Source organism: Burkholderia metallica (assembly GCF_001718555.1).
Taxonomy (GTDB): domain Bacteria; phylum Pseudomonadota; class Gammaproteobacteria; order Burkholderiales; family Burkholderiaceae; genus Burkholderia; species Burkholderia metallica.
Genome location: NZ_CP013403.1, coordinates 303,062 through 325,866, shown reverse-complemented (window position 1 = coordinate 325,866; position 22,805 = coordinate 303,062). Strand labels below are relative to the sequence as shown.

20 protein-coding genes and 1 riboswitch are annotated in these 22,805 nt (G+C 67.7%); of the genes, 8 read left to right on the top strand and 12 right to left on the bottom strand.

Going from position 1 to position 22,805, the window contains the following annotated elements; genetic code table 11:
• Window positions 1–24 precede the first annotated feature (24 nt).
• On the bottom strand, window positions 25–1,278 hold the full coding sequence (locus WJ16_RS21310) for an MFS transporter (protein WP_069259083.1): 1,254 nt from the start codon (window positions 1,276–1,278) through the stop codon (window positions 25–27).
• 545 nt (window positions 1,279–1,823) lie between these two features.
• Window positions 1,824–1,988, bottom strand: coding sequence for a winged helix-turn-helix transcriptional regulator (locus tag WJ16_RS35640; protein WP_418219872.1), 165 nt, complete (start codon window positions 1,986–1,988; stop codon window positions 1,824–1,826).
• Between WJ16_RS35640 and WJ16_RS21305 the strand changes: the two genes are divergently transcribed.
• Together WJ16_RS21305 and WJ16_RS21300 are read left to right on the top strand one after the other, a co-directional pair.
• Complete coding sequence (locus WJ16_RS21305; RefSeq protein ID WP_084636096.1) at window positions 1,980–2,264, top strand: zinc-binding dehydrogenase; 285 nt, start codon at window positions 1,980–1,982, stop codon at window positions 2,262–2,264. The genes WJ16_RS35640 and WJ16_RS21305 overlap by 9 nt on opposite strands.
• Window positions 2,265–2,459: 195 nt before the next feature.
• Window positions 2,460–3,950: an aminotransferase class V-fold PLP-dependent enzyme gene (locus WJ16_RS21300; RefSeq protein ID WP_069259081.1), complete on the top strand. Its 1,491-nt coding sequence runs from the start codon at window positions 2,460–2,462 to the stop codon at window positions 3,948–3,950.
• A gap of 191 nt (window positions 3,951–4,141) precedes the next feature.
• Here the strand turns inward: WJ16_RS21300 and WJ16_RS21295 are convergent, their stop codons facing one another.
• Together WJ16_RS21295 and WJ16_RS21290 are read right to left on the bottom strand one after the other, a co-directional pair.
• Window positions 4,142–4,573 carry a 2-oxoglutarate dehydrogenase gene (locus tag WJ16_RS21295; RefSeq protein WP_069259080.1) on the bottom strand — a complete coding sequence of 144 codons (432 nt, stop codon included), beginning with the start codon at window positions 4,571–4,573 and terminating at the stop codon, window positions 4,142–4,144.
• 53 nt (window positions 4,574–4,626) lie between these two features.
• Entirely contained in the window at window positions 4,627–6,474 is a 1,848-nt protein-coding gene (locus WJ16_RS21290) for a S10 family serine carboxypeptidase-like protein (protein WP_069259079.1), read from the bottom strand.
• A gap of 726 nt (window positions 6,475–7,200) precedes the next feature.
• Here WJ16_RS21290 and WJ16_RS21285 point away from each other — a divergent pair.
• Both WJ16_RS21285 and WJ16_RS21280 read left to right on the top strand, forming a co-directional pair.
• Window positions 7,201–7,401 (top strand): hypothetical protein, encoded by a 201-nt coding sequence (locus tag WJ16_RS21285; protein ID WP_157126842.1) that lies wholly within the window; start codon window positions 7,201–7,203, stop codon window positions 7,399–7,401.
• Window positions 7,402–7,405: 4 nt separating this feature from the next.
• A riboswitch (yybP-ykoY riboswitch) is annotated at window positions 7,406–7,574 on the top strand.
• A 68-nt stretch (window positions 7,575–7,642) separates the two neighbouring features.
• Window positions 7,643–8,653, top strand: a complete 1,011-nt coding sequence (locus WJ16_RS21280; protein WP_069259077.1) for a sodium:calcium antiporter — start codon at window positions 7,643–7,645, stop codon at window positions 8,651–8,653.
• 15 nt (window positions 8,654–8,668) lie between these two features.
• On the opposite strand, the gene WJ16_RS21275 is transcribed toward WJ16_RS21280, so the two are convergent.
• Window positions 8,669–9,307 (bottom strand): glutathione binding-like protein, encoded by a 639-nt coding sequence (locus tag WJ16_RS21275; protein WP_069259076.1) that lies wholly within the window; start codon window positions 9,305–9,307, stop codon window positions 8,669–8,671.
• Window positions 9,308–9,444: 137 nt separating this feature from the next.
• Here WJ16_RS21275 and WJ16_RS21270 point away from each other — a divergent pair, with 137 nt between their 5' ends.
• The 3 genes from WJ16_RS21270 (at window position 9,445) to WJ16_RS21260 (ending at window position 11,862) form a co-directional block, all read left to right on the top strand.
• On the top strand, window positions 9,445–9,837 hold the full coding sequence (locus WJ16_RS21270) for a winged helix-turn-helix transcriptional regulator (protein ID WP_069259075.1): 393 nt from the start codon (window positions 9,445–9,447) through the stop codon (window positions 9,835–9,837).
• 51 nt (window positions 9,838–9,888) lie between these two features.
• Complete coding sequence (locus tag WJ16_RS21265; protein ID WP_069259074.1) at window positions 9,889–10,257, top strand: hypothetical protein; 369 nt, start codon at window positions 9,889–9,891, stop codon at window positions 10,255–10,257.
• 219 nt (window positions 10,258–10,476) lie between these two features.
• A complete protein-coding gene (locus WJ16_RS21260; RefSeq protein ID WP_069259073.1) occupies window positions 10,477–11,862 on the top strand; it encodes an MFS transporter in 1,386 nt (461 codons plus the stop codon).
• 58 nt (window positions 11,863–11,920) lie between these two features.
• On the opposite strand, the gene WJ16_RS21255 is transcribed toward WJ16_RS21260, so the two are convergent.
• The 4 genes from WJ16_RS21255 to WJ16_RS21240 form a co-directional block, all read right to left on the bottom strand.
• The gene (locus WJ16_RS21255) at window positions 11,921–12,997 is read right to left on the bottom strand and encodes a C45 family autoproteolytic acyltransferase/hydolase (RefSeq protein WP_069259072.1); all 1,077 of its coding nucleotides are present in this window, start codon (window positions 12,995–12,997) and stop codon (window positions 11,921–11,923) included.
• Window positions 12,998–13,104: 107 nt separating this feature from the next.
• Entirely contained in the window at window positions 13,105–14,685 is a 1,581-nt protein-coding gene (locus WJ16_RS21250) for a DUF3138 family protein (RefSeq protein ID WP_069261068.1), read from the bottom strand.
• 98 nt (window positions 14,686–14,783) lie between these two features.
• Window positions 14,784–15,899: a polyamine ABC transporter substrate-binding protein gene (locus WJ16_RS21245; protein ID WP_069259071.1), complete on the bottom strand. Its 1,116-nt coding sequence runs from the start codon at window positions 15,897–15,899 to the stop codon at window positions 14,784–14,786.
• A gap of 227 nt (window positions 15,900–16,126) precedes the next feature.
• Window positions 16,127–17,857 carry an amidohydrolase gene (locus WJ16_RS21240; RefSeq protein WP_069259070.1) on the bottom strand — a complete coding sequence of 577 codons (1,731 nt, stop codon included), beginning with the start codon at window positions 17,855–17,857 and terminating at the stop codon, window positions 16,127–16,129.
• A 238-nt stretch (window positions 17,858–18,095) separates the two neighbouring features.
• Between WJ16_RS21240 and WJ16_RS21235 the strand changes: the two genes are divergently transcribed.
• Window positions 18,096–18,926: a helix-turn-helix transcriptional regulator gene (locus WJ16_RS21235; protein ID WP_069259069.1), complete on the top strand. Its 831-nt coding sequence runs from the start codon at window positions 18,096–18,098 to the stop codon at window positions 18,924–18,926.
• A gap of 19 nt (window positions 18,927–18,945) precedes the next feature.
• On the opposite strand, the gene WJ16_RS21230 is transcribed toward WJ16_RS21235, so the two are convergent.
• The 3 genes from WJ16_RS21230 to WJ16_RS21215 form a co-directional block, all read right to left on the bottom strand.
• On the bottom strand, window positions 18,946–19,866 hold the full coding sequence (locus WJ16_RS21230; protein WP_069259068.1) for a LysR family transcriptional regulator: 921 nt from the start codon (window positions 19,864–19,866) through the stop codon (window positions 18,946–18,948).
• 129 nt (window positions 19,867–19,995) lie between these two features.
• Window positions 19,996–21,189, bottom strand: coding sequence for an MFS transporter (locus WJ16_RS21220; RefSeq protein WP_069259066.1), 1,194 nt, complete (start codon window positions 21,187–21,189; stop codon window positions 19,996–19,998).
• A 107-nt stretch (window positions 21,190–21,296) separates the two neighbouring features.
• Window positions 21,297–22,754, bottom strand: coding sequence for an NAD(P)/FAD-dependent oxidoreductase (locus WJ16_RS21215; protein WP_084636095.1), 1,458 nt, complete (start codon window positions 22,752–22,754; stop codon window positions 21,297–21,299).
• Window positions 22,755–22,805: the final 51 nt, after the last annotated feature.

Sequence of the window (22,805 nt, the reverse complement as noted above, 5' to 3'; positions counted from 1 at the left end):
GCCGCCCCGCCGCCCCGCCGGGCCTTACCGCGACTGCTCGCCGGCCGCCAGCGCCGGCTGCACGGCCGCGCGGCGCTGCAGCACGGCCGGCGCGGTTTCCTTCAGCAGCAGGCTGACCACGATGCCCAGCAGCACCGCGACCATCGGCAGCCACAGAATGTTCTGGATGCCAAAGTGTGCGGCGACGTAGCCGCCCATCGCCGGCGCGATGCCGCCGCCGAAGATCTCGCCGACGCCGACCACCACGCCGATCGACGTCGACACGAGCCCGACGGGCGCGGCCTCGGTCGCCACCGGGCCGGACAGCAGCGACACCAGCCCGAGCGTGAAGAACGACGCGACGAACAGCACGCCGAACAGCGCGAGCGGCTGCGGGCCGAGGCCGCGGAAGAGGTAGAGCATCACGGCCGTCCCCGCGAAGCCGACGATGCTCGCGAGGCGGCGGCCGACCAGGTCGGACAGGCCCGGCAGCCCGAACTGCCCGAGAAACCCGCCGAAGCCGATCGCCGACACGACGAGGCCCATCTTCTGCGTGCCGAGCGCGAGGTAGTCGGTCAGGTACAGCGGCAGCAGCGCGCCGAGCACGAACACACCCGTCATCGCGCAGCACAGGGCGGCCATCGCGACCAGGATGTTGCGGCTGCCGAGCACGTGGCGGAGAGACGCCGGCGCATGCTCCGACGCGGCTTCCTTCGCGACCTTCGGCTCGCGGATCACGAAGAACATGATCGCGCCGAGGATCAGGCCGGGAACGGCGACGAGCGCGAAGACCCAGCGCCACGACACGAACCCGAGCAACTGCGTCGCGATGATCGGCGACAACGCGAGCCCGAACAGCGCGAAGCCGCTTTGCTGCAGGCCGAGGTTCAGCCCGCGCCGCCGCGGATGCGACGCGTCGGCCGTCGCCGCGAAGCTGGTCGGGCAGAACGAGCCTTCCGCGACGCCCATCAGGCCGCGAATCGCCATCAGCCCGAGCAGCCCGCCCGCGAGGCCCGAGAAACCCGACAGCAGCGAGAACGCGACGATGGCCGGAATCAGCACCTTCCTGCGGCCGATCCTGTCGGACATGCCGCCCATCAGCGCCGCGAAGATGCCCCACGACAGGCCGAGCACGCCGATGCAGTTGCCCACATCCTGCGCGTTCAGGTTGAGGTCCTTCATGATCGACGGGAACAGTGGCGCGATCAGCCAGCGGTCGAGGCCGACCAGCCCGAAGCCGAGCGCCAGCAGCGTGACCGCCTTCCACTCGTATGAGGTATCCCACTCGTTTGCTTTCATGTCCGTCTCCGTGGACACAGGTTCGCCTGCGCGCGCTGCGGCGCCTGCGCATGAGCCAGGTCCGATGTCTTTTGTGTGCGACGCGAGTCGCGGGGAAGTGCCGGCCGCGGTGCGGGTGCGACGTGTTGCGTTGCGATGCATTGCGTTCATGCGGCCGACGTCACCACGATAGGTGCAAGGACGCGAATCGGGTATCGAACAACCGGCGAACGCGCCATTCGCGAAACGCAAATAATCGGGGGCGACGGGCGGGAAGCGCCTGCGGGGAAGCGCGACGCCGTGGCTACGGCACCGGCGGGACGCCGGCTCGCGCGTGACAGGGGGAATCCCTCATGGACATCGGGCAGCCGCGGATCGCTTCGCGGGCAAGGACGACGCAGCCGCTTCGATCCACGCAGCGGCCCGACGGTTTTTACGTAGCCCGCCCCCGGGCGGCTGAAGGAGCGCCCCGTCGAGATGATCCGGCGCTTGCCGTGGCACGGTTCGGTCGCGACGGCGACGCGGCGAGCCACCGGCTTTCGCTTCAGGGAAGATTCCTATCGGATCTACCGCGTTTCACTGTGAGCAACATAGCCGTCGCCCCAGTCTTTCATCGCGTCGAGCACGGGCGCGAGCGTGCGCCCCACCTCCGTCAACGAATATTCGACACGGGGCGGAACCTGGCGTGCGTGTCGCAAGGCGGCGTGATCAGTTCCTATGCGATGACCCATGCAACGGACGAGCTGTCCGTTCCGTTGCTGAAGGCGATGATGCATGGCTGTGTCCTGCGCTTCGTCTACATCTACCACGTGCCCGACGACATCAAGCAGCAGGCCGCCACGGACGTCGTCGCGTGCGTGGCGGCAGGCGCGTACTCGCCGAGAATCGGGATGAAGGTTCCGCTGGAAAGCATCGTCGACGCGCACGAGGCGCTGGAGTCCGGCCGCATCGTCGGCAAGGTGCTCGTGCACACCCGGTTCGATTCGGCCGGAAACGGCCGGCCTTGAAAGCCGGCGGCCTCGGCCCGGCCGCACCGCCGCCCCCATGCGGGCGACCGGGCCATGCGATAAAAAAATTCCCTCATTCCGTTAAACGAGAAAACGTTATTCCCTGTCAAGCTGAATCGACAGCCCACTTTGGATCCTTTTTCCCTCCTGTCCCCAGTATCATTTCTCGCACTACGCAATGAGCAAGAGACGGACATGAGCGACACCACCACGCTGCACTACCTCGACTACGCCGCCACGACGCCCGCCGATCCGCGCGTGATCGACGCGATGACGGCCTGCCTCGGCTTCGACGGCATCTTCGGCAACCCCGCATCGAGCTCGCACGCCGCCGGCCGGCTGGCGAAAGACAAGGTCGAGCAGGCCCGTGCGCAAGTCGCCGCGCTGATCGGCGCGGATGCCGACGAAATCGTCTGGACGTCGGGCGCCACCGAATCGAACAACCTCGCGCTGAAGGGCTATGCGGAAAACGCGACCGGCAAGCGGCACCTGATCACGAGCCGCATCGAGCACAAGGCCATTCTCGACACGATGGCGAACCTGTCGAAGCATGGCGCGTCGGTCACGTTCGTCACACCCACGCGCGACGGCGAAATCACCGCCGACGCGGTCGCTGCCGCAATCGGCCCCGACACGGGCCTCGTGTCGCTGATGCTCGTGAACAACGAACTCGGCACGCTGACCGATATCGGCGCGATCTCGCGCATCGTGCATGCGGCGGGCGCGCTGCTCCACGTCGACGCCGCGCAGGCGCTCGGCAAGACGCCGATCGACGTGCGCGCGCTCGGCATCGACATGCTGTCGATGTCCGCGCACAAGGTGTACGGCCCGAAGGGCATCGGCGCGCTGTTCGTGCGCCGCGACATCGCGAACCGGATCGCGCCGCAGATCCACGGCGGCGGGCACGAACGCGGGTTGCGCTCGGGCACGCTCGCCACGCACCAGATCGTCGGCATGGGCGTGGCGTGCGAACTGGCCGCCGAAAAGCTCGACGGCGAAACCGCGCGGATCGCGGCGCTCGGCGCCCGCCTGACGGATGCGCTGGTCGCACTCGGCGACGTCACGCAGAACGCGGCCGCCGCGCGCCGCATCCCGCACACGCTGAGCCTCACCGTGAATGCGCCCGGCTTCTTCCCGTTCATGCTCGGCGAAGCGCTGGCCGTGTCGTCGACGTCCGCATGCAACTCGACCAGCGGCGCACCGTCGCACGTGCTGACCGCGATCGGCCTCGATGCGCAGACGGCGGGCCGCACCGTGCGCGTGAGCTTCGGCCGCTTCACGACGGAGCAGGACGTCGACTTCGCGATCGCCTGTTTCCGCAACGCGATCGAACAGTGTCGCGCGACGGCGTCGAACGGCTTCTGCGCGTCGCGGCAGATCACGCCGGCCGACCTGAAGGCGATCCGCACTGCCGGCTTCCGCTCGATCATCTGCAACCGGCCGGACGGCGAAGGCGACGCACATCCGGCGTTCGACGAAATCGCCGCGGCGGCCCGCGAACTGGGCCTCGAAGCACGCTACCTGCCGGTCGAGCGCGACCGCATCGGCGATGCGGAGATCGATGCATTCGGTGAACTGGTCGACACGCTGCCGAAGCCGGTGCTCGCGTACTGCCGCAGCGGCAGCCGCTCCAGCATGCTGTGGAATCGCCTGTCCGCCCGACGCTCGGCGCTGGCCTCGGCCTGAACCCGTCGCGCGGGTGGTGTCGCCGCTCTGCTGCTCGCCGGTCGCGTTCGACGCGCACCGGCTCGTAACGCTCAGCAACTTCACCGGCGTCGGTGGCGGCGCTGCGCGCGCCAGGCCGTCTGGCGCCTGTCGTTCATCTTCCGGCGGCCGGTGCGAAGCATGTCGCACCGGCCGCCGCCCTGCCTGCTACGTCACTCGTCCTGCTGGTCCTGCTGCGCCTGCACCTGCCGCTGCCGGATGAACTGCCGCACGTCGTTCATCGTCACGCGGCCGGTGTGCTTCGCATCGATCTCGTCGAAGTGCTTCGACACGAAGCCGAGACCGTTGCTCTGCGCCTGCGCCTTCGTCACGGCCGCGCCGTTGCTCAGCACCGTATTGGCGCCGAGCCGCGCATCGACACGCTGCTGCGCCTGCTGCTGCAGCGTCGCGCCGGTCGACGGCAACACCGGCGCCGCGCGCGTGGCAGGAAAGAACGGCCCGTCGACACCGTGCCCGCCGCGCGGCAGCTTCACCGGCGCCACCGCCTGCGGCGGCAACGCGTAGGCACTGCTCATCACGGCACCGAGCACGATCAACGGGGACATACGCCGCATCAATTTGATTAGGGACATGATCGCTCGCATTCAATGGATGAAGAGAGGGTTCCTTTGACAAGGAGTCCGTCGCTCGGGGCCGCTCACGGCGCCGCCGCCAGCGTCGTCCCGGCGGTCGCGCCGGGGACGCTGCCGGTCGGTACGCTCGGCGGGTTTTCATCCGGCCACGGCGGCGGCAGCGTATGCAGCGTCAGCGCCGTCGGAATCCGCGCGCCCTTGTAGAACGTCTTCAGGTCCCGCTTCATCTGCGGACGGGCGACGTCGTCCAGGTAGATCATGTGGCCGCCCTGGAAGAAGTTCACCTGCAGCTTCGGATTCAGGCCCTTCACCGTCTGCAGCCGCGCGAGTTGCTTCTCGGTGTTGAAGAACGGCGTCGCGAGATCGTGGAAGCCGTTCTCCGCGAGCACACGAAGCTTCGGGTTGAGCTGCAGCGCACCGAGCAGATCGGGGATCGTGTCGGGCATCGGCTGGCCGTCGTGCGAGAAGTCCCAGACCTCGATGATGTTGTCGTTCAGCGGCAGGTAGGTCGCGTTCGGTGCGGTGTAGCCGAGGTAATCCGGCATCTGCGTCGCGAGCGCGTTCGTGAACGGCTGCGAAATCAGGATGTCGGACGGATCGCCGTCGTCCTGCAGCCGCGGATCGGAGTTCGGCAACGACACGCGGCCGTCATACCGGCCGATCGTCGTGCCGGGCAGCAGGCTCGTGCCGAACGGATTCGCGTTGAAGTAGCCGCGCAGCGCCTGCTGCGTGAGGCTCGACGGGATCGACCACAGCTTCAGCGTCGCATCGCTCGGGAACACCGGCGTGCCGAGCGCATCCGGAATGCCGAGCTGGCTCAACACCCACGACTGCGAATACTTCTGCAGCTGGTTGTAGATCAGCGTCGTGAACAGTTCCGTCTGCAGTGCGTACAGATCCTGGTTCACCGGCGCCGGCGACACCTGGTTGAAGTACGCCGCGACCGCCGCATAGCCGGGCAGATAGCCGGCCACCGTATCGGTGTCGAGCAGCAGCCCTTCCGTCGACTGCGTGATCGCGACCGCCTCCACCGCATCCGCGAAGTAGTTCAGGATCGCCGACTGCAGCACGATGCCCGTCAGGTGCACGCCGGCCGATTCGAGCGCGAGCGCGAGCATGTCGGTACGCGGCGTGCCGTACGATTCGCCGTACAGGTAGATCGGCGACGTGCCGCGGCTGTTGACGTTCAGGTAGCGCTGGATGAAGTCGCGCATGATGTTCACGTCCGCATCGGAACCCCAGTACTTCTGGTTGGTGTTCGGCAACACGGCTTCCGACAGCCCGGTGCCGGGCGGGTCGATGAACACGAGGTCGGTGGTATCGATCAGGCTTTCGGCGTTGTCGACGAGCGGATAGTTCGGCCAGTTGCTGCCGAACAGCGGATCGGGCGTGGCGACGCGGGTCGGCGCGAACGAGCCGAGCCGCAGCCAGATCGACGACGAGCCGGGGCCGCCGTTGTAGACGAACGTGACGGGGCGCGGCTTGCCGTTCGTGCTCGGCGCGGTGTACGCGACATACGACATCGACGCTTCCGCATTGCCGTTCGCGTCCTGCGCGGTCAGGTGGCCGGTGGTCGTCGTGTAGTTGACGGTCGTGCCGCCGTTCTTCCACTGGTAATGCATGACGGCCGCTTTCTCGGACACCTGCGCGGGCGCGAGGCCGTCTGTCGCATTCATCGAATACGCGACCGGGTCGACGTAAGGCTGGTTGGCCGGCGTCTGCGCGCCGGCCGCCTGTTGCGCGCCGGCCTGTGCGCTGGCGGTGGCTTGCGCGAGGCTCGACGCGCCGACGGACGACGAATCGTCGCCGCCGCACGCCGCGAGCGCCAAGGTCATGACGGTCAATGCACCTAGCCCGGCCAACCGGCCGTGACGGCCACGGCGGCTGCCGGTACAGCTCCTGTCTGGTTTCATCTCTGTCCTTTGGTTCGGATACCGCTTCACACAGGCCGCCAACGCCTGCGAAACGCGCAGACCGACCCGCCACTCGCGTTGCACGGTCGGCAGTCGGCGGTTGGGGATTGGACTTCTAAGAGACTGAACTTGATACAGACACAGCAAACTGCTGGCGAGATTGGTGCTCGGACGCCCCCTGCAGTTTGGACAACTTTTATATGACCCAAATTTACGACAACACAAAAATAGGCGGTGCTGCGCCGCGTTGTCAAAGATCATTCGGATATTAAAAATCCCGCGATAATGCTAACGGCGGACAGTGTCTGCCAATTGAAAGAAAGCGGGATTATTTGTGCGTTGCGGGCTTTATCGGCAATCATTCGCCGGAATCGGCGCTTTTGCCGTATGGAACGGAATCCTTTGCCGGCGTTGATGCAGCGCCTCGCAAGCCTTCAGATCGCCGGGATTATTCTTTCATTTTAATTATCAGCGACCGATTAATTCGGCATGACGGCAGGCATGGAACGCCATTCAATGATTCGAGCGCTTCAATCGTTATTCGATCATGGCGCCGATTCGCGCGACGCCATCCATAAAATACCGATTTCTGCCATTCCGTAAAAATTCAGCGGCATTATTTACCCGCGACACGCGCGGCCGGCCGCGGTGCGACGACGCGCGGCATGCAAACCCGCCGCACCGCAGATCACGCGGTCGCGTACGCGCACGACCGAAGCATACGAAGTGCCGATCGGTTCGAACGGCGAGGAGTGCGAACGGTTGGATGCTTCGCAGCAGATGATCGAAAACGACACGTACGTGACGCCGCCGCGCGCACGCCGCTTGCTACCCCGCACGTCGCAAGCATCCGCCACGCCCGCGCGTTCCCCGCACGACGAACGGGGACCGAAGCGCAAGCTTGCCGAAAGCGACCCGCTCGGCTAGACTGCTTTCCGTCTTTGGGGAGTAGCCTGCTTTCCGCCCCCGGAAAGCGAACGCGTCAACACACTCGGCCTGCGGCCGTGGCGCGTTCGGCCTGATCGGCTTGGCGAGACCATGGGCGCATCGCGTCGTTCCTGGTCGGACGTCGGCGGATGTGCCATGGTTCGTCAGCGTCCGACCACGGAGTCCCCATGTTCGTCCCCGCTCTCTCCTCACATGCCGCCGCTGCCTGCGGAGGTGCCGCATGACCTTGATGTTCGTCGAACTGGCGTTCATGCTGGTCGTCATCCTCGTCGCCGCCGAAGTCTTCACCAATGCGCTCGAACATCTCGGCGAACGTCTGAAGATTTCCGAAGGCGTCACCGGGTCGCTGTTCGCGGCCGTCGGCACCGCACTGCCCGAAACGATGGTGCCGCTGCTCGCGCTGGCGGGCGGCACCGCGAACCAGGCCGTGAACGAGGAGATCGGCGTCGGCGCGATTCTCGGCGCGCCGCTGATGCTCGCGACGCTCACCACGTTCCTGATGACGCTCGCGGTGATCCGCTCGCGCGGGCTGCGCGGCACGATCGCGCCCGAACGCACGGGCTTCGTGCGCGACATGAACACCTTCCTCGCCGCGTTCTCGCTCGCCACCGTCGCGATGTTCGTTCCGCATCACAACTGGGCCGTGCGCGGGCTGCTCGCGGTGATGCTGGTCGGCATCTACGTGATGTACGTCGTGGTGACGTTCCGCGCGTCGAGCCAGCTCGTCGATGCCGGGCACGGCACCGAGGCGCCGCATGCGATGTTCCTGGCGCGTACGGGCCTGCCGACCAACCTGGCGACCATCGCGCTGCAATTGTTGCTCGGCGTCGCGCTGCTGGTCGGCGGTGCGAAGGGTTTCATTCACGGCGTGGAAGGCGTGTCGCACGCGCTCGGCGTGTCGGCACTGCTGCTGTCGCTGATCATCGTGCCGATCGCGACGGAATTGCCGGAAAAGATCAACAGCGTGCTGTGGATTCGCCGCGGGAAGGATACGCTCGCGTTCGGCAACATCACCGGCGCGATGGTGTTCCAGGGCACGCTGCTGCCGGCGATCGGCATCATGCTGACGCCGTGGGAGCCGCGCCCCGAAGTGCTGACCGGCGTGATCATCACGCTCGCGGCGGCCGTGTGGCTGCGCATCAATGCGCGCACGCGCGGGCTCGCGGTGTGGGCGTTGCTCGCGAACGGCGCGGGCTATGCGGCGTACCTGGTGCTGGCGCTGACGCGCTGAACGCGTCGGGCTGTGTCAAGCCGCGTTCGGCCGCGCGTCGGCCTGCAGCACCCGCTGCACCGCCGGCCGCGCCCGCACCCGCTCGTACCACGCGCGCAGATGCGCATACCGGGTGAGGTCGATATCCGCGTGGTACACGGAGCGCATCCATACGGCCTTGCCCCAGCCTGTCAGCGCGAACAGGTACGCATCGGCGACCGTGAACGTGTCGCCCGTCAGGAACGCGTTGCCGTCAAGCTGGCGGTCGATCCACGCAAAGCGACTGTCGAGCTTCGTTCTCGCCGGGTCGACGTACTGCCCCGCCTGCACCGCATACAGCAGCGGAATGAAACCCTTGTGGATTTCCGCGGAGAGGAAGTTCAGCCACTCCATCAGCCGATAGCGGGCGAGCGTGCCGTACGCGGGCGCAAGTGCGGCGTGCGGACACAGATCCGCGAGATACTGCGCGATCGCCGGCCCTTCGCGCAGCAGCGTGCCGTCGTCGAGTTCGAGCAGCGGCACGTAGCCGAGTTCGGTCACGTCGTAGTAGTTGCGTCCGTCCTCGAGCACATGCTTGCGCGGGTCGACCTTGACGATCTCCGCGTCGAGGCCGCCTTCGCGCAGCACGATGCAGATGGCCTGCGAACAGCTGCCGGGAGCGTGATAGAGCTTCATGCGTGTCCTTCGTTTCGTTGTCCGTGTATCGATTCGCCGCGACGCGGGCGCTACTATCTCGCATCGGCGCAGCGCCGGGAAGACGGCAGTCGTTTGTGCCGTAGTCACAAAAAATTTACCGACCGGGGTTCAGCAGGATGAAAACGAGTGCGACAGGATGTTCCGTTGAAGAAGCGATGCGCCTGCTCGGCGGCCGTTGGCGGCTGCTGCTGGTGTCGTACCTGCTCGACGGGCCGCGGCGCTTCAGCGACCTGCGGCGCGACATGCCCGGCATCTCGCAGCGGATGCTGACGCTCGACCTGCGCGCGCTGGAAGACGCAGGGCTCGTGCGGCGCACCGTCTATCCGGAAGTGCCGGTGCGGGTCGAGTACGATCTGAGCGCGGACGGCGACCGGCTGCGGCCGGTGGTCGACGTGATGCGCGAATTCGGGCTGTGGCTGAAGGCGCGCGATGCCGATGCGCCGTGCGATGCCGCTTCGACGCCCGACGCCGCGACTGCGATCGAAACGGCAACCCGCTCCCCCCGATAACCCCGATAACCCCGATAACCCCGATAACCCATTACCCAGGAACCCCCGTTCATGGAACTCCATGCCACCATCGGCGCGGCAACGTCCGACCTCGACGACGACGACAGCTTCGCCAACATCTACTGCCACGATGCGGAGCAGGACTATTGCTTCGCGCTGTCGCGCTTTCCGGACGACGCGCTGATCGAGGTGATGGTGCGCGACCAGATCAACGCGCGCGTGAAGGATCTGTCGGTGCGCCTGACCGACACCGCGATCGTCGTCGAACTCGAACCCGCCGTCGCCGCACGGCTCGACGGCCACACGCGCTACGTGATCCATCTCGCGCCCGGCCAGTACGATCCGGTCGCACTGCGCGCCGCGCTGAAGGAAATCTTCGTCGGCAAGAGCGGTTACCAGGACGACACCGCACCCAGCTAGGCATCGCCGGCCCGTTCATCCCCGCCGTCGCTCCCGCGCCTGCCCGTGACGTGCTCGTCGCCCTTTCCCACATAGTGAGCGCGTGACGTCCCATTAATAGGGATGCCTGTTCAAATGTTGACGCACCGCGCGCCACGGCTCTAACGTTCGCTCCAACGCCATTCGATCCGGCCGCCCCGCTCGCGGGCGACGGCCGGGCACAGAACACAGGAGACGACCGTGGCCCCTTCCGCGTCACGCACCCATGCCAACCCGCCGGAACGACAGCCCGCCCACGCCGGCGCCGCGTCCGACGCCGCCGCCCGCGCGCCCGCGGCACAGACCGCGCAGCCGAGCCGCAAGCGCCTGCTGATCCTCGCGCTGCTGTTCGTCACCGTCGTGATCAACTATCTCGACCGCAGCAACCTGTCGATCGCCGCGCCCGCGCTGTTCAAGGAGCTGAATATCGATCCGGTGCGCGCGGGCCTCGTGTTCTCCGCGTTCGGCTGGACCTATGCGCTGATGCAGATTCCGGGCGGCTGGCTCGTCGACAAGGTGTCGCCGCGCATGCTGTATGCGGGCGCGCTCGCGCTGTGGTCGGCCGCGACGCTGCTGCTCGGTTTCGCGGGTTCGTTCGTCGGGCTGATCGTGCTGCGCCTCGCGGTCGGCGCGCTCGAAGCGCCGGCCTATCCGATCAACAACCGCGTGGTGACGACCTGGTTCCCGACCCGCGAACGCGCGAGCGCGATCGGCGGCTACACGTCGGGCCAGTTCGTCGGCCTCGCGTTCCTCACGCCGGTGCTCGCGTGGCTGCAGGTGCATCTCGGCTGGCACATGGTGTTCGTCGCGACCGGCCTTGCCGGCATCGCATGGGCCGCGATCTGGTATGCGGTGTATCGCGAGCCGCGCGCGTTCCGTGGCGTCAACGCGGCCGAGATCGCGCTGATCCGCGACGGCGGCGGGCTCGTCGATCTCGAGGACCGCGTCGCGGCGCGCAGCGAGCGCGCACCGTCGACGTGGCGCGACCTCGGCGTCGTGCTCGGCCGACGCAAGCTGTGGGGCATCTACCTCGGCCAGTTCGCGCTGAACTCGACGCTGTGGTTCTTCCTCACGTGGTTCCCGACCTACCTCGTCAAGTATCGCGGCATGGACTTCATCAAGTCGGGCTTCCTCGCGTCGCTGCCGTTCCTCGCCGCGTTCGTCGGCGTGCTGTGCTCGGGCGTGCTGTCGGACTGGCTGATGCGCCGCGGCGCGTCGCAGGGCTTCGCGCGCAAGCTGCCGATCATCTCGGGGCTGCTGATCTCGACCTGCATCATCGGTGCGAACTACGTGACGTCGACGGGCTGGGTGATCGCGTTCATGACGATCGCGTTCTTCGGCAACGGCTTCGCGTCGATCACGTGGTCGCTCGTGTCGGGGCTCGCGCCCGCGCGGCTGCTCGGCCTCACGGGCGGCGTGTTCAACCTGATCGGCAACCTGTCGGCGATCGCCACGCCGATCGTGATCGGCCTGCTCGTGGACGGCGCGGACTTCTCGCGCGCGATCACCTACATCGCCGCAATGGCGCTTGCCGGCAGCCTGTCGTACGGGTTGCTGGTCGGCAAGGTCGAACGCATCGACGCATGAGCGTGCGCGCGGCACGGGCGGGCCGCCCACGCCGCGCGGCCGGCCCGCATCCGGCGGATCAGAACCGCTGAAACCCGTCGCGCGCGAGCGCGTACGGCGTGCCGGCCACGTAGTCGAGCACGCACGCGTCGGTATCGATGCCGACGGTCAGCAGCGTTTCCCAGCGCTCGGTGTCGGGCATCGACAGGTCCGGATGAAAGCACACCACCGCCTGGTCGCCGGCCGCCCCGCACATCGCCGCCGCGCGCGCACGCACGTCGGTGCCCGTCATCCCGCTCACGACGTCGTTCAGGTACGCGAAGCGTTCGCGCGTGGTCGAGCTGTCGGGCATGCACTCGCCGCCGCTCAACGCGCGATCGAGGAAGTGGTTCGTATGCAGCAGCCAGCCGTCCGGACGCGGCACCACCACGCCGACGCCCGACGGGCTCAGCTCGATGCTCGCCGCGCGCGGGTTCGCGTCGTGCCGCGTGAACACGGTCAGCACCGTCGATGCGCTCACGCGCGCGGTGCGCGCGATGTCGATCGCTTCCTGCACCGTCGTCGCGTCTTCGAGCAGCCGTCGCGCGATCGCGTGCACGGGCACGCCCGCGCTGTCGTTGTCGCTCGCGTGATGCAGGATGTTGAAGTGCAGCCCGAGCCCCGCGTCGTTCACGCCGAGTTTCGCGAGCATCCCGCATTCGGTGAACAGCTTGACGGTGCGGCCGTGCGGCGTGGCGAACCGCATCAGCAGCCCCTGCGGCGCGAGGCTGTCGTGCCAGTCCCACGTCTGCAGCGTGCGCGGTGCGTGCGGGCCGGCCGGCGCGTAGACCGTCGTCGAGCACTCGCCTTCGGCCGACGCGGGCGCGGTGGCGAGAATCTCGGTGCGCGCGTTCAGGCACGCGAGCTGCCAGCGCGGCAGGTCGACGCCGTCGGCGATCGCGTCGACTTCGGCGGCCAGACGCGGGCACCACGCGCCGAGCGCGGCGACGCTCGCTTCGCCGATCTCCCGCGCCCGCTGCGGCGCGATGCCGAGCTTCGGGAAGAACGCGAGATACAGCGCGACCGTGTCGCGGATCGCCGGCGCGAAGCGCTCGCCGATCAGGCGGCCGCGCTCGCGCGGATCGGTGACGTCGGTCACGAAGGTGTGCAGCTTCAAGGTCGAATCTCCTGTGTGAAATGCGTTGCGGGCCCGCGCGGCCCGCAACGTGATGCATCGTGCAAACTGACCGACCGGCACACGCGCCGGCCGGAGCGGAAAAAACATCAGAACGAATAGATGAACTGCATCCCGGCCAGGTCGTTGCTGCGCGAGTACGACCCGTCGTTCTTCACGAATACCGGATGGTTCGCCGCGTCGTGCCGGTATTCGAGCTTCACGGTGATCTGCTGCGTCGGATAGAACAGCAGGTCGGCCGTGATCGCATAGCGCTGCGCGCCCTTGCACTCGGTGCCGTTCGTCGACGAACCCTGGAAGCACGCCGGATCGATGCCGAAGCCGCTCGACCCGTTCACCGACGGATTGCCGCCCGCGAGCCCGTACTGGATGTTCGTGCCGCCGCCGCCGTTCGACGTGTTGTTCAGGTAGTCGAAGCGCAGCGTCGCGCCCATGCGGCCGACCCACGACGTCGTCCACTTGGTATGGCCGAGCAGCGACATCCCGTACCAGCGCGCGGTGCCGCCGTTCCATGCGCCCTTCTGCAGTTCGCCGTAGTCCACCTGTGCGTTGACCTGCGTCTTGTCGTGCGTATAGGTGACGTCGGCTTCCACGTACTTGTAGAGGCCGGTCGGCGACGAACCGTTGCACTGGTAGCCGTAACCGCCCGCCTGCGCGCACGGCGAGAACAGCGACTGCCGGCCGAGCATCCCGGACACGCCGAAGTCGAACGCGGTCGACGTCGCGTTGTCGAAGCGCGCGGTGATCGTCGGCGTCCAGTTGGTTTTCGTCGTGTTGTTCGCCGCGTTCGCGATCGCGCCGGCGGTGCGCAGCACCTCGTTGCCGATCACGACCTGCCAGAAGCGCGTCATCGCCGCGTTGGAGCCCTTCAGCCCGACGCCGATCAGGTTGCCCGGCTCGCTGAAGTCGTACAGCAGTCCGTGCGTGAGCGTCAGCATCTGCGTCGACGGCTGCACCTCGTAGCCGGCGAGGCTCGGCATCATCCCGATCTCGAACGTGCGCGTCGTGCTGAGCGGCACGGTAACCACCGCCTGCGTGACGATGTTGTTGCCGACGCCGCCGTGCGAATTGCTGAACACGTTGCCGAAACCGCGGTTCGGCTGGATCACGACCTCCGCCGACGGTGCCATCGGGCCGACGCCGAAGGTCTTCTTGATGTCGAGGTAGACGTCGCCGATCGTGCTGTTGAAGTAGTCGTACGCGCCCGGGTCGTGATTCAGGAACTGGAAGCCGGACGTGCGCTGCGCGCGGTTGAACAGGTACACCGGATCGACGTAGCCGGTGATGCTCAGGCCCGCGAGCGGGCCGGTGGTCGCCGCTTCCTGCAGCGAGTCGACCTTCAGCGATGCGTTCGCGATCTGCTCGCGCATCTGCTGCAGGTCGTCGTTCGTGAAGGCCGGCGCTGCATCGGCGGCCGGTGCGGCAGCCGTTGCCGTGCTGATCGAGCCGATCTTCGCGCCGCCCGAAGCGGCGGCGGCAGCCGTTGCCGCGCCGGCGGGCTGCGCCGCCAGCATGCTCGCGCGCAGTTCGTTCACCTGCTGCTGCAGCGCGGTGACCTGCGCCTGCAGCGCCTGCATCCTGCTCGCGTCGGTTGCCCGCGGCGTGTGCGCGAATGCGCAAGCCGCTTCGAACGCAAGCACGCACAGCGCCGTCATGTGTGTGATTTTCATGGTGTGGGTGGTCGTCGGGACGCGCGCGCCCCCGCCCGCCGCGATCAGCGGCGGGGCGCGCGAAAGGTACATGGGAGTGAAAAGACGCAGCGGCCGGCTTACTCGGTCTTCAGCTTCGTCCAGAGCCGGTTCTGCAGGCGCATCAGCTCGGGCGGCACCGGCTTGCTGAGGCTCAGCCTGCGGATCACGTCGGCGGGCGGGAACACGGCCGGATCGCTCGTCACTTCGGCGCGCACCAGATGCCGCGACGACGGCACGGCCGACGGATACGACGTGTCGTTCGTCAGGTTCGCGCTCTCCTTCTCCGACAGCACGAAGTTGACGAACTTCAGCGCGGCGTCCGGATGCGGCGCATCCTTCGGCACCGCCATCATGTCGAACCACATCGCGCTGCCTTCGGTCGGGATCACGTACTTGATGTGATACGGCTTCTTCGCGGCGGCGGCCGCGATCCGCGCGGAGTTCACGTCGCCTGACCAGCCCAGCGCGAGGCAGATGTCGCCGCCCGCGAGATCGTTGATGTAGCTGCTCGAATTGAACTGCGTGATGTACGGCCGCACCGTCTTCAGCAACTCGTACGCGGCCTGGTAGTCGGCCGGGTTCGTCGTGTTCGGGTCCTTCTTCAGATAGACGAACGCCATCCCGAACGCATCGACCGGCGAATCGAGCACCGACACGCCGCAGTGCTTCAGCTTCTGCGCGTATTTCGGATCGAACAGCAGCGCCCAGCTGTCGAGCGGCGCGTCGTTGCCGAGCGCGGCCTTCACCTTCTCGACGTTCATTCCGAGGCCATCCGTGCCCCACGTCCACGGAATGCCGAACTGGTTGCCCGGGTCGTCCTTCGCGAGCACCTTCATGATGTCCGGATCGAGCAGCCCGTAGTTCGGCACCTGGCTCTTGTCGATCTTGCGGTAGAGGCCGGCCTGCAGCTGCCGCGCCCAGAAGATGTCGGACGGCACGACGACGTCGTAGCCCGACGTGCCCGACAGCAGCTTCGCCTGCAGCGTCTCGTTCGAATCGAACTCCTGATAGACCACCTTGATGCCGGTCGCCTTCTCGAAGTTCGCGATCGTCGCCTTGCCGATCGAGTTGCCCCAGTTGTACACGTTGACGACGTCCGCCGCGTGCGCGGCCGGCATGCCGGCCCACAGGCAGCCGCCCAGCGCGAGCGCCGCGCATGCCGTTCCCAGATGCTTGCCCCAATCCCCTGCCATGGTTTCCTCCGTCGATGTCGTGATCCGCTCGCGACGAGCGGTGTGTGCTTCGGTCCGGGAAAATGTAGCCAGAGGAAATTGGCCGGTCTGCCCTGCCAATAGGGGGACACGCCGCACAATCGGCGCGTCCGGTTCCGGCCGGATGCGCGGGCCGACGAACGGCGCAAGCCGGTTGAAAGCCTCCGCCGTCGCTTCGTCAGGCCGGGCCGGGCCAGCCGGGCCGACGCTCAGGATGCCTGCACGCCGGTACGCACGCCGAAGTCGTCGCCCACGTGCGTGATGCGCCCGCCCATCATCGTCAGCGCGACGTCGATGCGGCCGATGTCGTACTGGCCGACTTCGAACAGGTCGTTTTCGAGCACGACGAGATCCGCGCGCTTGCCGCGCGTGAGCGAGCCGACTTCGTGCTCCATCCCGAGCTGGTACGCGCCGTGTATCGTGTACGCGGCGATCAGTTGCGGAATGCTCAGGCGCTCGGCGATGTCCGGGAACACCGGCGCATCGGGCTCGCCGGCAAGCTGGCGCGTATGGCCCGACTCGATGTGTTCGAGCGGCTTGTGCTGGCAGCGGCACTGGCACGCGAGGCCATCCATGCCGATCGACACCGTCACGCCTGCGTCGACGAACGTGCGGAACTTGTACATGTTGCTCCATCGCTCGTGGCCGTAGTGGTCGCGCAACTGCTCGGTGTACGCGTCGACCACGCCCCACTGCAACTGCGTGTTCGCCATCACGCCGGCGCGGCGAAAGCGCGGGATGTCGTCCGGATGCGTGAGGAACGCATGCGTGATCACGTGGCGGCGATCGCGCGGCGGGTTCGTGCGGTTGACCGCGTCGAAGCCGTCGAGCGCCATCCGCACGGCCGCGTCGCCCACGCAATGCACCATCACGTTCGCGTTCGCACGATCGGCTTCGACCAGGTAGCGGTTGAACGTCTCGGCCGGCATCGTCGGCGCGCCGCAGGTGTCCGGGCGGTCCGCGTACGGTTCGAGCAGGTACGCGGTGTGGTTCGCCTCGGTGCCGTCGAGGAACAGCTTCAGCGCGCGCGCCTTCACGAGCGGCGAATCGTACCGCTCGCGGTATTCGACGAGCGTGCCGACGGGGTCGTCAGCCTCGCCGATCACCGCGACGCTGCCCACCACGCGCAGCTTCAGGTCGCCCGCGCGCTCCATCGTCTGCAGCGTCTCGTACAGCAGCGACTGGTCGCCGCTCGCGTCGAAGAAGCCCGCGTCGAACACGGTCGTCACGCCGGCCGCGCACAGCTTCTTCTGCCACGGCGGGATCGATTTCAGGTACAGGTCGATGCCGGTCGGCAGCAGGCCGGCCGCGCTGATCCGCTGCAACACCAGCGAATACGCGGCGCCGTCGACGATCAGGCCGGTCGGCTCGCCGGTCACCGCATCCTTCTCGAACCAGCTCGCGCCTTCCTGCACCGGCGGCGTCGCCGCATCGATGCCGGCGATCTCCAGCGCCTTCGAGTTCACCCACATCGAATGGAAGTCGGTCGACAGCAGGCACACCGGGCGATCCGCGCAGATCGCGTCGAGCGTCTGCCTGCGCAGCAGCGCGGGCGGAATCGTCGCCTGCACCCAGCCCATCCCGGTGATCGCCGGCTCGTCCGGGTGCGAGTCGACGTACGCGCGCAGCGCGGCGAGCACCTTCTGCGGATCCTCGTAGTTCACGAACGCCTGGAACGCGAACGCGGTCGTCTCGAAGTGCCAGTGCGATTCGACGAAGCCCGGCAGCACGAGCCGGCCGGCCGCATCGACGACCTTCGTGTCCGCCCCGACGCAAGCCTGCACGGCCGCCGTATCGCCGACGAAAACGATCCGGCCGTCGCGCACGGCGACGGCCTGCGCCCACGGCCGGTGCGGATCGACGGTGTAGACCTTCGCGTTGGTCAGAACGAAATCCGCCGGCGTCGAATCCGTTGCGGCGGGCGTCGGTTGCATCTGCATGGCCTGTCCTTTCTGTTGATCAGGTTTTCGAAGTGCTTTCACTATAGGCAGACGATTCGCGGCGGTATGCCCCCCCGCCGCCGGGGCTTCGGCGAATTCCGGCCGCCGCGCGCGCAGGCTTGTCGTCGTTTTGGGGACAACGCTTGAAATTCGTGGGGCCGATCCGGTGAATTCCCGGCTGACGCGTGCACGGCGTTCGCGTAACGTCGCGCTGTCCCCTGACCGCCGATGCCCGACCATGCGACTTCTCCAGCCCGACCCGGCCGCCCGCGGCCACTACCTGATCGGCGTGCGCCCCGACACGCTCGGCGCGACGCTGCGCGCGGTCGGCACGCCGGATTTCGTCGGCGCGGTCACCGAGTTCGTCAACGACAGCATCGACGCCGACGCCGTGCACCTCGAACGCTGGCGCGCGGATGCGGGCAGCACGTCGGGCTTCGTCGTCGAATGGCTCGGCAGCGGCAGCCTGCGTTTCGCGGCCGATACGCTGCGCGTGATGGATGTCTACTATCAGGACTACTGCCTCGCCGACCCGCTGGTCGTGCCGCTGCGCGGCAAGCCCGGCACGCTGCTCGTGCAGCGCGACGTGGAAGGCATCGCGCAGGGCGAATTCCGCCGCCGGATCTTCGACGAACCGGGCATCGCGCAGGAATGCATGCTCGTGCACGGCAACGCGCACCTGCAATACGCGCTCGGGCTCGCGCGCACCGTCGGGCGGCCCGCGTTCACGAGGGACGAGCTGTTCCATTTCAGGCAGATGGTCGACCTGCTGTTCCCGATGTTCGAGCTGCATGCGCGCAGCTGCGCGGCGCGGCGCGTGGCGTCGGGCACGGTGAATACCGCGTCGCAGGCGCGCTTCGACGCGCGCCTCGAACGGCAGGACGTGCAACTGTCGCGCCGCGAGCACGAAATCTGCCGGCTGATGCTGTGCGGGCGCTCGGTGCCCGAGGCCGCGCAGCAGCTCGATGTGAAGCTGTCGACGGCCGAGTCGTACGTGAAGCGCGCGTTCGCGAAGCTCGGCGTGCGCACGCGCCGCGAGCTGTTCGACTGGGCGCTGGTCGATTGTTGAACGCGCGCCGTGCGTGGCCCTAAGCGGCCAGCGCGGCCGCCTTGATGTTGAACGCGCGCAGCAGATCCTCGCAGAACGCATCGACGATCGGCTTGTCGCTCGCGCTGCGCTTCATCGCGAGATGCAGCGGCACGTCGAAGCTGAACGTCGTGCGTCCGACGGCCTTCACGAGCCCGCGCTGCTCGAACGGCTCCGCGTAGTGCGCGGGCAGGTAGCCGAGATGGCCGCCCGACAGGATCAGGATCGTCGCGGCCTCGATGCTATCCGCGCTCGCGGTCACGCGGCGCTCGGGCAGCGGATACTGCTCCTCCGGCACCGGATAGGTGCGCCATACCCAGTCGTGCTGTTGCAGATCGTCCGCCGTCACCGGCCGCGACGCATGGAACAGCGGATGCCCGCGCCCGCAGTAGATCACCTGCTGCTCGGTGAAGAGCGGCGTGTACAGCAGCCCCGGCACGCGATGCCAGAAATAGCCGATCGCGAGATCGAGCTGGTTGTTCACGAGGCTTTCCTCGAGTTCCTGCGGCGACGCGACCTTCATCGCGAACGTGACGGCCTGGTCGCGCTTGCGGAATGCACCAATCGCATCGGCCACGCGCGCGTTCTCGACGAGCGGCGCCTGGCCGATCAGGCCGATCGACAGCGTGCCGACCAGCTTGCGGTCGATGTCGCGCACCCGCGCGACGAATTCGGAAGTGGCCGCGACGAGCGTGCGCGCGGTAGCCGCGAAGCGTTCGCCCTTCGACGTCAGGCGAAAGCCGCCGCGCCCGCGATCGCACAGCTTGAAGCCGACGCGCGCTTCAAGCGCCGACAGCTGCGTGCTGATGGTCGACTGCCGCACGCCGAGCGACGCCTCGGCGGCCGTGATGCCGCGTGCGTCGACGACGGCCAGAAAGACCCGGATGAGCCGGAGATCGAGATCGGAGGTATTCGAGAACATGCTTCAAGCCGCTGCGCGTGTGCGCGTTGCCGGGCCGGCGCGACACGCATCGCACGTCGCGCCGGGCGCCTTCGCCGATGAACCGAACCGGACGCGCGCCGCCATCGGCAGCGGCGCGCGTCGCAACCGTCACTCGGGCGCCGTCACCGCGAGCGCGCGCTCGATGCCGAACACGGCCGGCCGCAGCCGCCGGTAGCAGAGGAACGCCGCCGCGCACAGCACGATCGCCGCGATCAGCGCCGACTGCGTGCCCGCGCGCTCGATCAGCGAGCCGCCCGCGACCGAGCCGACGCCATAGCCGAGCGCGACGCAGCCCGGCGACAACGCGGCCGATTTGCCGACCAGGTCGTACTGCGGAATCGTCGCGTAGATCAGCAGCGCGCCGCCCGTCCAGCAGCCGATGAAGACAATCGCGCCGAGCGTGAACGTCACGGGCGATGCCGGCATCGCGAGCAGCACGGCCGCGACCGCGCAGCCGCCGAGGTTCACGAGCGCCCAGCGGCGCAGGCCGGCGCCCGCGCCGAGCTTCGGCATCGCCGCGCAGATCGCGAGGCTCGCGATGTTCGCGATGCCGAGCACGAGCGACACCGACTTGCCGCTCAGGCCCGCATCGGTGCCGATCTTCTCGAGGAAGGTCCACACGACGCCGACGCCGCCGTACAGCGCGAGCTGCGCGCACAGCACGAGCATCGCGCCCCGGCGGTCGATCCGGCCGGCGACGCCGCCCGGCGACGGAGCGGCCAGCGTCTCGCCGCGGCGAAACAGCGGCGCCGCGAGCACGAACATGCCGAGCACGCCCGCGACGAAGCCGAACACGCCGTGCGCGCCCCATGCGTCGCTCAACAGCGGAAAGACGTACGCGAGCAGCACCATGCTCCACGTCACCTGCCCCATCAGCATGATCCCGAGATTGCGCTCCGGCGCGCGCGAATACGACAGGTAGCGCAGCGCGATGCCGTTCAGCCCGCCCGAGCCGACGCCCGCGATGAACTGCAGGGCCGAATACGCGGCGAGCCCGTGCGTCGCGAGCGTGCCGAGGTTCGCGCCGGCCGCGAGCGTCACCGCGCCCGCGAGCACCCAGCGCACCGGCTGGCGGCCGAGCACGAACGCGACGAGCAGCGTGCCCGTCGATTCGCCGAGCACCTCGATGAAGCTCGACAGGCCGAGCGCCGCTTCGCCGAAGCCCCAATGACGTTCGACCTGCCCGACGATCGCGGGCAGGCCGAGGAAGACCGTCGGCCCGAGCATGCCGAGCAGCAGCATCACGACGACGAACAGCGCGCTTTCCTGCCGCGCTTCATCCCGCAGGTTGACTACATTCATCTGGTGTCTCTCTCCATGCCCGCGATGCGGGCCGTCCCCTCCGGGGATCGTTTTAACGTGTCGCCACGCGGTGACGGCGGCCCGGCGCGGGGCCGCCGCGCGGGCGCTCACATCGGGAAGCCCATCGCCTTGAGGCCGCTGATCCACGCGCGCTTCCAGCCGCCTTCGGCATCCGCGCCGTCGAACGCATGGAACGTGATCTTCGCCGCGAGCCAGCGCATCGGCTCCGGCGGGATGTAGCTCGGGCTCTGGTTCGCGATGTCGAGCTTGCGCTCGGGGCTGTCGCGATCGAACAGGATGTTCAGCCCCATGAACGCGCCGAACCGGCTCGCCGCGACGCCGAAGCCCGTATAGCCGGCGACGAACACGGCCTTGTCGCCGAGATAGCGCTTCGCGAACACCGAGCCGCGCGAGCAATAGTCGATCGGGCCGCCCCATGCGTGCGAGAAACGCACGTCGCTCAGTTGCGGGAACGTGCGGTAGAACGCCTGCGCGAGCCGGTAGTAGGTTTCGCGCCGGCCGTCCTGGTGCGGCTCCGGATCGCCGTCGAAGTGATAGCTGACCAGCCCGCCGAAGATGATGTTGTTGTCCTTCGTCAGCCGGAAATAGTTGAGCTGCGTGCGCGTGTCGTACACGCCCTGACGGTTCTTCCAGCCGATCCGCGCGAGCTGTTCGTCGGTGAGCGGCTCGGTCGCGAGCACGTGGTCGCGCACCTGCATCACGCGGCGGTTGATGTCGGGAATCCCGACCTTCGCGGTGCCGCTGCCGAACACGACGCGCGGCGCGCGCACGCTGCCCTTCGGCGTCTTCACGAATACCGTGCTGCCTTCGTCGGTCACGGTCACGAGCGGCGTGTGCTCGTACAGCTTCACGCCGAGCGTCAGCGCCGCGCGCTTGAGCCCCCACGCGAGCTTCGCCGGATGCACGATGCCGCTGCGGTTGCGCGACCACAGCGCACCCGCGAACAGCGGCGAATTCAGTTGTTCGAGCGTTTCGTCGCGATTCAGCAGCACGACGTCGTGGCCGTATTCGCGATGCAGGTCGTAGTCGCCCTTCAGATGCGCGAGGTGCTCGGGGTCGACCGCAACCGTCATCTCGCCGTTCCACTCGATGTCGGCGTCGATGTCGTAGCGCTTCAGCGCGTCCTCGAAACCGTCGAGGTTGCGATGGCCGAAGGCCTCGAGCTGCGCGATGTCGTTCGGGAACACGCGCACCGCGTTCGGCAGCCCGTGCATCACCGACGTCGAGATGATCCCGCCCGCGCGGCCCGATGCGCCGTGCGCGACCTTGCCGGCCTCGATCAGCACCACGTTCAGGTGCGGCATCTGCTCCTTCGCCTGCACGGCCGACCACAGCCCGGTGAAGCCGCCGCCGACGATCAGCAGGTCGGCCGTCACGTCGCCCGCGAGTTCCGGCTCGGCGGCCGGCGCGGCGGGGTTGTCGAGCCAGTACGGGAACAGCTTCGTATTCGCGAGCGCCGCCTCGACGCCCAATGCGACCGGCGCGCCACGCGTTGCGTCCGCCTGCACCGGTGCGCTCTCTCTTGCCTTGACTTCCATTTCCATGATCCCAGCCATTCCACGCGAAAAACGAAACCGCCGCCGGGCGCGCGTCAC